Annotated in this window: 10 protein-coding genes; 4 read left to right on the top strand and 6 right to left on the bottom strand. The window is 64.9% G+C overall.

Features of this window, described 5'->3' with window-relative positions; genetic code table 11:
- Positions 1–256: 256 nt before the first annotated feature.
- On the bottom strand, positions 257–1,144 hold the full coding sequence (locus tag FJ980_RS06105) for a LysR substrate-binding domain-containing protein (protein ID WP_140542034.1): 888 nt from the start codon (positions 1,142–1,144) through the stop codon (positions 257–259).
- 123 nt (positions 1,145–1,267) lie between these two features.
- Here FJ980_RS06105 and FJ980_RS34600 point away from each other — a divergent pair, with 123 nt between their 5' ends.
- From FJ980_RS34600 to FJ980_RS06090, 4 genes are read left to right on the top strand one after another with little or no spacing between them, the layout of a single operon-like run.
- Positions 1,268–1,426: a hypothetical protein gene (locus FJ980_RS34600; RefSeq protein WP_181164860.1), complete on the top strand. Its 159-nt coding sequence runs from the start codon at positions 1,268–1,270 to the stop codon at positions 1,424–1,426.
- The gene (locus FJ980_RS06100) at positions 1,423–4,353 is read left to right on the top strand and encodes a molybdopterin oxidoreductase family protein (RefSeq protein WP_140542033.1); all 2,931 of its coding nucleotides are present in this window, start codon (positions 1,423–1,425) and stop codon (positions 4,351–4,353) included. Before FJ980_RS34600 ends, FJ980_RS06100 begins: the two co-directional genes overlap by 4 nt.
- Positions 4,350–5,084: a 4Fe-4S dicluster domain-containing protein gene (locus tag FJ980_RS06095; RefSeq protein ID WP_140542032.1), complete on the top strand. Its 735-nt coding sequence runs from the start codon at positions 4,350–4,352 to the stop codon at positions 5,082–5,084. Before FJ980_RS06100 ends, FJ980_RS06095 begins: the two co-directional genes overlap by 4 nt.
- A 2-nt stretch (positions 5,085–5,086) precedes the next feature.
- The gene (locus tag FJ980_RS06090; RefSeq protein ID WP_140542031.1) at positions 5,087–6,025 is read left to right on the top strand and encodes a DmsC/YnfH family molybdoenzyme membrane anchor subunit; all 939 of its coding nucleotides are present in this window, start codon (positions 5,087–5,089) and stop codon (positions 6,023–6,025) included.
- A 3-nt stretch (positions 6,026–6,028) separates the two neighbouring features.
- Here FJ980_RS06090 and pdeM read toward each other — a convergent pair whose 3' ends face one another.
- The 5 genes from pdeM to FJ980_RS06065 all read right to left on the bottom strand — a co-directional run bounded on the left by pdeM (position 6,029) and on the right by FJ980_RS06065 (position 12,258).
- Complete coding sequence (gene pdeM, locus FJ980_RS06085; protein WP_140542030.1) at positions 6,029–6,745, bottom strand: ligase-associated DNA damage response endonuclease PdeM; 717 nt, start codon at positions 6,743–6,745, stop codon at positions 6,029–6,031.
- Between the two features lie 18 nt (positions 6,746–6,763).
- The gene (locus FJ980_RS06080; RefSeq protein ID WP_140542084.1) at positions 6,764–9,295 is read right to left on the bottom strand and encodes a ligase-associated DNA damage response DEXH box helicase; all 2,532 of its coding nucleotides are present in this window, start codon (positions 9,293–9,295) and stop codon (positions 6,764–6,766) included.
- A 270-nt stretch (positions 9,296–9,565) separates the two neighbouring features.
- Positions 9,566–10,426 (bottom strand): NlpC/P60 family protein, encoded by an 861-nt coding sequence (locus tag FJ980_RS06075; protein ID WP_181181116.1) that lies wholly within the window; start codon positions 10,424–10,426, stop codon positions 9,566–9,568.
- A gap of 49 nt (positions 10,427–10,475) precedes the next feature.
- Positions 10,476–10,826, bottom strand: coding sequence for a MarR family winged helix-turn-helix transcriptional regulator (locus FJ980_RS06070; protein ID WP_040985896.1), 351 nt, complete (start codon positions 10,824–10,826; stop codon positions 10,476–10,478).
- A gap of 67 nt (positions 10,827–10,893) precedes the next feature.
- Positions 10,894–12,258, bottom strand: coding sequence for a leucyl aminopeptidase family protein (locus FJ980_RS06065; RefSeq protein WP_140542029.1), 1,365 nt, complete (start codon positions 12,256–12,258; stop codon positions 10,894–10,896).
- Positions 12,259–12,366: the final 108 nt, after the last annotated feature.

Here is a 12,366-nt window from a genome sequence, read left to right as displayed (position 1 = left end):
CGTGACGTCGTCATCCACGGGCGGAGCAAGGAGCGAAGCGACGCGGCGCAGACCCAAGGATCCATTCCGTGACTTTGAAGCATTGCTCCGGTGCAGAATTCTGCTCCGCTGCATTCCACGTCGAAGGTCACGGAATGGATCCTCGGGTCTACGCTCCGCTTCGCCCGTGGATGACGAAGTTCGGAGGCTTTCGGCTAATCGCGAGCGTTCGCAATGATCAGCATCCAAACGACATAGTTCGGGGTGCCGCCTGGGCTCAACTGGCCTTTCCACCAAGATGCGCCTTCAGCGCCATCTGCGCGAGGCTTGCCTGGCGGTCGCGGTGGGTGATCATGGCGAAGTCGCGCGTCGGCAATTCGACCGGCACGGCCCTGAGGCTGCCCTCCGCCAGGGAGCGCGCGACCACCAGCTCCGAGATGATCGTCGCCCCCGCGCCGGCCTCGACGGCCTGGCGCACCGCCTCGTTGCTGGGCAGGACGAGGAAAATCTGCAGCTCCGCCGGCGGGACCCCCTGGCTAAGCGCGAAATCCTCCAGCGCCTCGCGCGTGCCCGACCCGCCTTCCCGGATGATCCAGCGCAATGCCCTGATGTCGAGGTTTCCCGCCCGCGTCGTCGGAATTTCGGAATGCGAGCGCGCCACCACCAGCATCGGGCGATCCTCGTCCACCGTAGCGCGGCGCAGGATGTCGGACTCGGTGCGGCCCTCGACGAGGCCGAAATCCGCACGGCCGTCCAGCACGTTGGTCTCGACCTGCCGGGTGTTGCCGATCGTCACGCTGAGCTTCACGGCAGGATAGGCCTCGTGGAAGGACGCCAGGCGGCGCGGCAGCCAGTAGCTGGCGATGGTCTGGCTGGCCGCGATCGACAGGCTGCCGGCGACGGTCTGCGAGACATCCTCCAGAACGCCGCGGGCTGCGGCGGCGCGATCCAGAACCGCCTTCGCCTCCGGCAGGAAGCGGTGGCCGGTCTGTGCCAGCTCGATGTTGCGGCCGACCCGGTTGAACAGGCGAACGCCGTGTTGGCTTTCGAGCGCCCGGATGGCTGCCGACGCCGCCGACTGCGAGATGCCGAGCCGCTCGGCGGCCTTGGTCATATGGCCGTGCTCGGCGACGGCGACGAAGATGCGCAACTGATCGAGAGTCATGGCTAACTAAGAAGCAAAGTCGATCGGAATTACAAGAGCTGCTTGTTAGACGCATCAATGGCTTTGTTCTAAGTTTTTATCGGAAGTTGGAAAAAGTTAGCTGCATTTCCGCCAAGGGTTGAAATGATCGAGCGCTTCAAATCCTTGTTCGCGCATTGGAACCGTCGTCTGAAGCGGCAGCTCGCCGGCGAGCGCTATCACCCCGAACTCCATTATATGCGCGGCCCGGGTCCCAAGACGAAGGCCAAGACGGCGAGCGGCAAGAGCGTTCGCGGAGCATGAATCCCGGCGCGCCGCGCGGCGCCAATTCCGCCCCTTCGCAGCGGCCGCTGGCCGACAGCCGAGCGCCGGACGAGGGCGACGGCGTCGAGACCTCGCCAAGCATCTCCGACCGCATCGCCAAGACCACTTGCTACATGTGCGCCTGCCGCTGCGGCATCGACGTCCACATCAAGGACGGCAAGGTCCGCTACATCAACGGCAACAAGGACCACCCGGTCAACCGGGGCGTGATCTGCGGCAAGGGCAGCGCCGGCATCATGCAGCATTACAGCCCGGCGCGGCTGAAGAAGCCGTTGCTGCGCACAGGTCCGCGCGGCTCCGGCGAGTTCCGCGAGATCGAGTGGGAGGAAGCGCTGACCATCGCCACCGAAAGGCTGTCGGCGATCCGCCGCACCGATCCGAGGAAGCTTGCCTTCTTCACCGGGCGCGACCAGTCGCAATCGCTGACCGGCTGGTGGGCGTCGAAGTTCGGCACGCCCAATTTCGCCGCGCATGGCGGCTTCTGCTCGGTCAACATGGCGGCCGGCGGGCTCTATACGATCGGCGGCTCGTTCTGGGAGTTCGGCGAGCCAGACTGGGACAACACGAAATACTTCATGCTGTTCGGCGTCGCCGAGGACCACGATTCCAACCCGATCAAGATCGGTCTCGGCAAGCTCAAGGCGCGCGGCGCCAAGGTGGTTTCGATCAACCCCTGCCGCACCGGGTACAACGCGATCGCCGACGACTGGATCGGCATCCGGCCGGGCACGGACGGCCTGTTCGTGCTGGCGCTTGTCCATGAATTGCTCAAGGCCGGACGCGTCGATCTCGACTATCTGCTGCGCTACTCCAACGCGCCGGTGCTGGTCGTGCAGGAACCGGGGACCGCCGATGACGGGCTGTTCGTGCGAGACGGCGACGGCAACCCGCTGGCTTGGGACAGAGTGGCCAAGCAACCGGTCAACGCAACCGACCCCGAAGCCAAGCCGGCGCTGACCGGCAGCTATGAGATCGGCGGACAGCGCTGCGTGCCTGTCTTCCAGCTCATCGCCGAACGCTATCTTGACGAGACCTATTCGCCGGACGCGGTAGCTGAGCGCTGCGGTGTCGACGCCGACACGATCCGGCGCATCGCGGCGGAACTGGCGCATGTCGCCTTCGAACAGACGATCGAGCTGCCGGTCGCCTGGACCGACTGGGCGGGCCGCCGGCACGAGACGATCACGGGCCGCCCCGTCTCGATGCATGCCATGCGAGGTATCTCGGCCCATTCCAACGGCTTTCACACCTGCCGCGCCATCCATCTGCTGCAGGTTCTGCTGGGCACCGTCGATGTTCCAGGCGGTTTCCGTTTCAAGCCGCCCTACCCGCGCCCGGCGCCGCCGGAGCCGAAGCCATGCGGAAAAAACGTTCGGCCGATGACGCCGCTGGACGGCATGCCGCTCGGCTTCGTCTGCAGCCCGGACGATCTTCTCGTCGACGAGGCCGGCCGGCCGACCCGCATCGACAAAGCCTATTCCTGGGAAGCGCCCCTGGCCGCGCACGGGCTTATGCACTCGGTGATCCGCAATGCCTGGGCCGGCGATCCTTATCCGATCGACACGCTGATGATGTACATGTCGAACATGGCGTGGAACTCGTCGATGAATACGATCGAGACCATTCGTATGCTGACCGACAAGGACGAGGCGGGCGCCTACAAGATCCCGTTCATCATCTATTCCGACGCCTATTATTCCGAAACGGTGGCTTTCGCCGACCTGGTGCTGCCCGACACCACCTATCTCGAGCGGCACGACTGCATCAGCCTGCTCGACCGGCCGATCAGCCATGCCGACGGTCCGGGCGACGCCATCCGCCATCCCGTGGTGCAGCCGGACCGCGACGTGCGGCCGTTCCAGTCTGTGCTGATCGAGCTCGGCGCGCGGCTTGGTCTGCCGGGCTTCGTCGACGAGGACGGCTCAGCCAAATACCGCGACTATGCCGACTACATCGTCAACCACGAGCGCACGCCCGGCATCGGCCCTTTAGCCGGCTGGCGCGGCGAGAATGACGGCTCGATCGGCAGGGGCGACGTCAACCCCAACCAGCTGCAGCGCTACATCGACAATGGCGGCTTCTGGCACCACGATTTTTCCGACGACCAGCGCTATTACAAAATGGGCAACCGCGCCTATCTCGATTTCGCGGTCGAGATGGGTTTCATTTCCAAGGCCGAGCCTATCGTCTTCCAGCTCTACTCGGAGCCGATGCAGCGGTTCAGGCTTGCCGGGCGCGGCCATGGCAAGGTGCAGCCGCCGGACGCCGAGCGCGGCCGCATCGAGGCCTATATGGACCCGCTGCCCTTCTGGTACGCGCCCTTCGAGGACAGCACGGTCGACCTGCAAAAATATCCGCTGCATGCGCTGACGCAGCGGCCGATGCACATGTACCATTCCTGGGGATCGCAGAATGCGTGGCTGCGGCAGATCACCAGCCAAAACCGGCTGTTCGTGCATAGGCAGACCGCCACCGAGCTTGGCCTTTCCGACGACGACTGGGTGTGGATCGAAAGCGTCAACGGAAGGGTGAAAGGCCAGATTAAACTGGTCGACGGCGTGAACCCGGACACGGTGTGGACCTGGAACGCGATCGGCAAGCGGCGCGGCAGCTGGGGCCTGAAGGACGATGCGGCGGAAAGCAATCGCGGTTTCCTGCTCAACCATATCATCGGCGACCAGACGGCGGCCGATGCCAACGGCAAGCGCTATTCGAATTCGGATCCGGTCACCGGCCAGGCGGCGTGGTTCGACGTTCGCGTGCGCATCGCCAAATGCGCGCCTGAGGAAGCCGGTTTCACAGAGCCGCAATTCGAGCGTTTCGCCCAGCCGCCGCATTTCGAGCCTTCGCCTGACGTGCTTCGCTTCGGCGCCGCGTTTCGCATGAAGAGGGAAGCCGCCGAATGACCTGTCTTCCCGCTCGAACCGAGAAAAAACTCGGCCTCGTCATCGACCTCGACACTTGCGTCGGCTGCCAAGCCTGCGTGACCGCCTGCAAGGAGTGGAACACCGGCGGCCACATGGCGCCGCTGACCGATATCGATCCCTATGGCGGACATGTCGACGGCGTCTGGTTCAACCGGGTGCATAGTTACGAGCATACGACGGAGCTGGGCGGCCGCACGGTGAATTTCCCGCGCTCCTGCCTGCATTGCGAGCAGCCGGCCTGCGTCACCGTCTGCCCGACCGGCGCCTCCTACAAACGCGCTTCGGACGGCATCGTGCTGGTCGACGAGGACAAGTGCATCGGCTGCAAATTGTGCAGCTGGGCCTGTCCTTATGGCGCGCGCGAATTCGACACCGATGTCGGCGTGATGAAGAAATGCACGCTGTGCGTCGACCGCATCTACAACGACAATCTGGCAGTGGAAGACCGCGTGCCGGCCTGTGTCGCCGCCTGCCCGACCAGCGCCCGGCATTTCGGCGATCTCGGCGATCCGGCCTCGGCGATCTCGCAGCTTGTCGAGGAGCGTGGCGGCGTCGCGCTGATGCCGGAGCTCGGCTACCAGCCGACCAACAGATATCTGCCGCCGCGCGCCCGCAGCCAACGCGCGGCGAAGGTGGACGCGCCGGCGCTGGAGCCGATCCGGGCCGAGGGCGGTTTTCTCGGCTGGATCGACCGCATGCTTTCGAACTGACCATGCATCCCGCCTTCTCGGTCGTCTTCTTCACCACTGCCACAGGCGCCGGCTACGGCCTGCTGGCACTGCTCGGCCTGCTTGGCGGATTTGGCGTGATCCCGGCCGATTTCTGGCTTGGCCTTGTCGGCATGGGGCTGGCGCTCGGCCTGATCGCGGCCGGCCTGTTGTCCTCGACCGGCCATCTTGGCCACCCTGAGCGAGCTTGGCGCGCTTTTTCGCAATGGCGCAGTTCGTGGCTGTCGCGCGAAGGCGTGGCCTCGGTCGCCACCTTCATTCCGGCCGCGCTGTTCGGCATCGGCTGGGTGTTGCTCGGCAGGAGCGGCGGCTGGGTGGCGGTCGCCGGGGTGCTGGCGGCGGCAGGCGCGGTCATGACAATCTGCACGACCGGCATGATCTATGCTTCGTTGAAGCCGATCGCGCAGTGGCACAGCCGCTATACTTTGCCGGCCTATCTCATCTTCGCGGCGATGACCGGAAGCGTTCTCGCCAACGCCTTGCTCCAAGGGTTCAAGCTGGGTTCAACGGCGATGCCGATCTGGGCTCTGCTTGCCACGCTCGCCGGCTGGGGCTGGAAGCTTGCGACCTGGCGATACAATGATCGGCTGGAGATCCCGACCACCGCCAACACTGCGACCGGGCTCGCAGGTGGCACAGTGCGGTCGATCGAGTGGCCGCACACGGAAGAAAACTATCTGTTGAAGGAAATGGGATTCCGCATCGCGCGCAAGCATAGCGCCAAGCTGCGGCGGATCACGCAGGTGCTGGCCTTTGCCGTGCCCGCCATCCTGCTGGCTGCCGTGTTCTTCCTGCCATGGCCGTTGGGCGCGGTCGCATCCGTGCTTGCAGCCGTCGCCCAGCTTGTCGGCATGCTGGTCGAGCGCTGGCTGTTCTTCGCCGAGGCGAAGCATACGGTCACCCTCTATTACGGCAGGGAGTAAGTTTCAGCCCGGCCTCAGCATCGAGCCGGAAATGGCGAAGATGCGCTCGGCACCGAGCATGTAAGCCATCAGCGTTTCCAGGCGGAACAGGCCGGCATAGGCGCGGTCGAGAACGTTGAGCGAGCCGGTGTAGGCGCCGAAGGCCGGCATGATCATGCGGCCGCCGTCGCCGGCAAAGCAGCGCCGCCTGACCGAGCGGCCGCGCTGGACGATGCGCGCGCAAGGGTGGAGATGGCCGGCGATCTCGCCTTCGACCCGCAGCTTCGACGGCTCGTGGCGGACGAGCAGCGAGCCGATGGCGAGTTCCCGCACGGTCTCGCCCGGCAGGTCGGCTGGCGCATCCGGGTCGTGGTTGCCGGCGACCCAGAACCAGTCGCGGCCGGCCATCATCGCCTCCAGCCTTTCGCGGAAGCTCTGATGCATGCGCTCGGCACCGCCGCCGTCGTGGAAGGAATCGCCCAGGCTGACGACGATCCGCGGCTGGTAGTCGGCGATGACCGCCTGAAGCCGCAGCAACGTTGCGCCGGTATCGTAGGGCGGGATCAGCGCGCCGCGCCTAGCGAAGGATGAGCCTTTTTCGAGGTGCAGGTCGGAGACCGCGAGCAGCCGCAGATCGGGGAAATAAAGCACGCCGCGCCGGTCGCAGACCGCGCGCTCGCCGGCGATGCCGACCAGGTCGGCCTCGGCGATCAGCGTTGCGCGCGACAGCGAAAAATTCATCCCCTCCCAGGCCTTCTTTCAGTCTGTCATTTCGGGCCCCATGGCCTCTTCGACGAGGGTGGCGGCATCCATCAGCAGCGTTTCGTCCGCCTCGCCATTCACCGGCATCTTGCCGATTTCGAGCATGATCGGCACGGCGAGCGGCGATATCTGTTCGAGATTCTTATGCATGATTCGACCGCGGATGCGCGAGAGCATCTCGGCAAGTCTGCTGACATCGAGCAACCCGGTCGCGGCATCCGTGCGGGTAGCCTGCAGCAGAATATGGTCGGGTTCATGGCTGCGCAGCACGTCATAGATCAGGTCGGTCGAGACGGTCACCTGGCGGCCGCTTTTCTCTTTGCCGGGATGGCGTTTTTCGATCAGCCCGGAAATCAGCGCGCAGTTGCGGAAGGTGCGCTTAAGCAGCCAGCTGTCGGCAAACCAGGCTTCGAGGTCATCGCCCAGCATGTCTTGATCGAACAGCGTGGCCAGCGACGGTTTTCTGTTCTTGAACATCCAGCCCATGTCTGCCAGCGACCAGATGGCCAGCGCATAATCGGTGGCGACGAAGCCGACCGGCTTGGCTCCCGCCCGATCCAGCCGGCGGGTGAGCAGCATGCCGAGTGTCTGATGCGCAAGCCTGCCCTCAAACGGATAGGCCACGAGGTAATAGCGGTTGCCGCGTGGAAAAGTCTCGATCAGCAGGTCGTCGCGTTTCGGCAAAACGGACTTGTCCGCCTGAAATCTTAACCAGTCAGCGACCTGCTCAGGCAGTTTCTTCCAACGTTGCGGGTCGTCGAGCATGGCCCGCACCTGCTCGGCGAGATAGGTCGAAAGCGGGAATTTGCCGCCGCCATAATAGGGCACCTTTGCATCGCTGCCCGGTGCGTTCGAGACGAAGCACTCGTTCTCGCGAATGCCTTCGAAGCGCAAGATCTTGCCACCGAACATGAAGGTATCGCCGTGGGTCAAAGTCTCTAGAAACGCTTCCTCGATCTTTCCCAGCACCCTGCCGCCGCGCGAGGCCGCCCCTCTGCTGCCGGCCTGGACGTAACGAACGTTGAGCGCCGGCACTTCGATGATGGTGCCGACATTGAGCCTGTATTGCTGGGCGACGGCCGGATTTGAAACCCGCCACAAGCCTTCCTTGGTCTGCCGGATGCGGGCATAGCGCTCATAATTTCTCAGCGCGTAGCCGCCGGTGGCGACGAAGTCGATGACCCGGTCGAATGTCGGCCTGTCCAGGCTGGCATAAGGCGCTGCCGTCCTTACTTCATCGAACAGCGTATCGGCATGGAACGGCGCCCCGCAGGCGTAGCCCAGCACATGCTGGGCCAGCACGTCGAGCCCGCCATTGACCAGCGGCGGCGTGTCCTGGGCGCCGAGATAATTGGCATCCAGCGCCGCCCGGCATTCCAGCACCTCGAAGCGGTTCGCTGGGATCAGGATCGCTTTCGACGGCTCGTCCATCCGGTGGTTGGCGCGACCGATGCGCTGCGCCAGGCGGCTCGCTCCTTTCGGCGCACCAACATGCACAACCAGATCCACATCGCCCCAGTCGATGCCGAGATCGAGCGTCGAGGTGGCAACGATGGCTCGCAACGCGTTTTCGCCCATCGCCTTCTCGACGCGGCGGCGCTGGGCGACATCCAGCGATCCGTGATGGAGCGCTATCGGCAAAGTGTCTTCATTGACGCGCCATAGCTCCTGGAACAGCAGCTCGGCCTGGCTGCGGGTGTTGACGAACAGCAGCGTGGTCTTGTGGCGCTTGATCTCCCGGTAGATCTCAGGCGTCGCGTAGCGGGCGGAGTGACCGGCCCAGGGCACCCGCTCTTCCGAGTCGAGGATCGATATCTCGGGCTTCGCGCCGCCCGTGACGACGATGAGCTCGGACATGGCGCCTGGAGAAGCCTGGCTGACCAGCCAGCGGCGCAACTCGTCGGGCTCGGCCACCGTGGCCGACAGGCCTATGGTCTGCAACCCGGGGACAAAAGCGCGCAAGCGCGCCAGGCCGAGCGCCAGAAGATGGCCGCGCTTCGAGGTGACCAGCGAATGGAGCTCGTCGAGCACGACATAACGCAGATCCTCGAAGAAGCGCTTGGCGTCGTTCGAAGCGACCAGCAAAGCGAGCTGTTCTGGCGTGGTCAGCAATATATCGGGCGGCGCCAGTTTCTGCCGCTGGCGCTTGTGCGAAGGCGTGTCGCCGGTGCGCGTCTCGATGGTGACAGGCAAGCCGATCTCCTCGACCGGCTTGCCGAGATTGCGCTCGATGTCGACGGCCAAAGCCTTGAGCGGCGAGATGTAGAGTGTGTGGATGCCGCGGCGGGCTTCGCCCGGCTTTCGCTTCGGACGGTTGGCCAGCTCGGTCAGCGACGGCAGGAAGCCGGCCAGCGTCTTGCCGGCGCCGGTCGGCGCGACCAGCAGCACCGACTGGCCGCTTTGAGCCTTCGCCAGCAGCTCGAGTTGATGGACGCGCGGCGACCAGCCCTTCTCGCCGAACCATCTGACGAATGGCTCAGGCAGCAGGATGGCGGCATTCTGCTCGGCAAGGCGCGGCTGCTCGGTCACGCGCAAGACGTAGCGCGGCGGCAAGCAATCGCCAAGGAAAATCGGAACAAAAGGGGATCAGCGCTCTTTTTCTTCTCCCCTTGTGGGAGAAGGTGGATCGGCGCGCTAGCGCCGAGACGGATGAGGGGTGTTCCAGCGGAGTGAGACGCGGGGGGCTTGGGACGACGATGAAGCTTGACGCCAAGCTACCCCTCACCCGGATTGCCATCCGATTTGTGAAGGACAAATCGGGGCAATCCGACCTCTCCCACAGGGGGAGAGGTGAAGGCGCTACGGCCTCCGAAACCCCGTCGGGCCGCCATAAAGATAGCCGATGCGGTCGACCGCTTCCTTCAGCCCTTCGCGCGAGACCAGCATGGTGTGGCCGTTGGCGTGGATCATGTCTCTTTCGTCGGTCATGATCGCGACGTGGCCTTTCCAGAAGACGAGATCGCCGCGCCGGAGACCTGAATAGTCCGGACCCGGCTCGAACGGCGTGCCGATCGACGCCGCTTGCATATCGGAGTCGCGCAGGACATCCTTGCCCGTCATGCGCATTGCCAGTTGCACGAGACCGGAACAGTCGATGCCGAAGCCCGAGACCCCGCCCCAGAGATAAGGCGTGCCGAGGAAGCTCTCGGCGACCGTGACGTAGTCCTCCGCCAGCTCGGCAATCGATCGCAAATGGCGGGCGATGATCGCCTGGCCGGAGGGCAGCAGCGCGTAATTCGTGCCGCGCGTCTCGACCGAGCCGGTTGCCGTCACTGTCGATCCCATCGACAGCTGCCCGCTGATCGGGAAGCGCAAATCGGGGCCCGGATAAAGGAAGGTGCGCGGCACGGAAACGATATGCGTGGGCGCATGTTCGCGCGCGCCAAGCAGATTGTCGGCCACATAGCCGACATAGCCGTCGCGCTCGGCCTGCACCCAGGCCCAGCCTTCCGCCTCCTCGAAGACGAGCACGTCGTCGCCGAACAGCGCCTGCGTGTTAACGCCGGCGTCGGGGCGCGGCGCCTTGCGCAGGTCGGCGACCGACGCCGTGATCCGCGCCGGGCGGCCGGTGACGAAGCGGTCGGCGGCGACCTCGCCCTTCAGCCTCGCATCGGCAAGGTCGGAGCGGAAGGCATGAAGGCGGGCATCCCTGGCGGTCAAAATCGATGATCCAGTCAAATCAGCAATGAACTCAGATGGGGGCAATGAGTCAGATGGGCAGTTCGTGCGCCCTGGCGACGATACCATCGCCGAAGCGCTCGACAAAGAGCGCGCCTTCCACCGTGCGCCGGATCAGCACGTTGCGCTTGTCGAGCTCGTCGCGGTGGCGCGAGACCAGCTTCAGCGCGCCCATCGTGTCCAGCGCCCGGGTGATGACCGGTTTGGTGACGTTGAGCTTGGCGGCCAGCCCGCGCACCGTATGGGGCGGCGGATCGAGATAGATGGTGAACAGGATAGCCGTCTGGCGCATGGTGAGATCGGGCTCGCCGTCGCGCACCTGGGCCAGCATCACCTGCTGCCACAGTCGCAAGGCCTGGCTCGGGCGCATCGAGATCGACATCGCCCAAGCATGCCGGCAAATTGTTTCGGTTCCGTTTCAGTGACGATCTGCCGCTTGGTCTTCCGGCTCAGACAAATCGCTGCGTAATTATCCGCTCCAGCGCACGAATGCCTTGGGCTTCGCCGCCGGTCAGGCCGTAGGGTCGGTCGGCCGGGTTCCAGGCGAAGATGTCGAAATGCGCCCAGCTGTCGGTCTTCTCGACGAAGCGCTTGAGGAAAAGCGCGGCGGTGATCGATCCGGCAAAGCCGTCCGTCGTCACATTGTTGATGTCGGCGATCTTCGAGGAAAGCTTTGCATCGTAGGGTCGCCACAAAGGCATGCGCCACAGTGGATCCTCGACCGCGACCGACGCCGCGCCCAGGTCGGCGGCAAGCGTCTCGTCGTTGGTGTAGAAGGGCGGCAGATCGGGCCCCAGCGCGGCGCGGGCGGCTCCGGTCAGCGTCGCCATGTCGACCAGCAAAGCGGGCTGCTCCTCGTCGGCCAGCGCCAGCGCGTCGGCCAGGATCAGCCTGCCTTCGGCGTCCGTGTTGCCGATCTCGACTGTGATGCCCTTGCGGCTCCTGAGCACGTCGCCGGGCCGGAAGGCATTGCCGGCGATCGAATTCTCGACGGCAGGGATCAGCACGCGCAGCCGGACATTCAGTCTCGCCGCCATGATCATGGCGGCGAGGCCCAGCACGTTGGCGGCGCCGCCCATGTCCTTCTTCATCAAAAGCATGCCCGACGACGGCTTGATGTCGAGGCCGCCGGTGTCGAAGCAGACGCCCTTGCCGACCAGCGTCACCTTCGGCGCGTCGCTACGTCCCCAGCTCATGTCGATCAGCCGCGGCGCGCCGGTGGAGGCCCGGCCGACGGCGTGGATCATCGGGAAATTCCGCATCAGGAGGTCGTCGCCATGGATCACCGAGATATCGGCGCCGTGGGCGGTCGCCAGTTTTCGGGCGGCTTCTTCCAGTTCGACCGGACCGAGGTCGCTGGTCGGCGTGTTGACGAGGTCGCGTGTCAGGAACACGCTGTCGGCGACACTGCGGACATGCGCCGCGTCGGCGCCCTCCGGAAGCGCGAAGCGCAAAGCCTTGCCGGGCTTCTTGCCGTAGCGAGTAAAGACATAGCCGCCGAGGACAAGCGCGAGCGCCGCGAGATCGGGTTGCGCCGGGCGCGACGCGAAATGCCAGTCGCCCTCCGGCAACGCCCTTGCGAGCGCGCCGAGGGCAAGAACGCTTTCGCCATCGCCTGTCCCGAACAGCGCGCCGGCAAGCTCGCCACCCTCGCCCGGCAGGACCAGCGTGCGCCCTGCCTCGCCGGAAAAACCGTTGGCTCTTGCCCAGGCGACGGCGGAGGGCGGCAGTGCCGCGACTTCAAGGGCGTCCTTCGCCACAAGATAGACAGGCAAGGCGGCTTCCGGCTTCTGCTCAACGAGTTCGACAGGCATGCGATGATCTCCGGCCGAACCGTTCGAGTCGGCGCTTCTTAACGGTCCGTTAGGGTTAACAGAATATTTCTGCCGGAGGGAAGACGGCCAGCCAATGGCCGCACAGGA

The sequence above is a fragment of the Mesorhizobium sp. B1-1-5 genome, from assembly GCF_006443065.1.
Classification (GTDB): domain Bacteria; phylum Pseudomonadota; class Alphaproteobacteria; order Rhizobiales; family Rhizobiaceae; genus Mesorhizobium.
The sequence above is the reverse complement of the archived record's forward strand: the minus strand, read 5'-3'. Positions and strand labels throughout refer to the sequence as shown.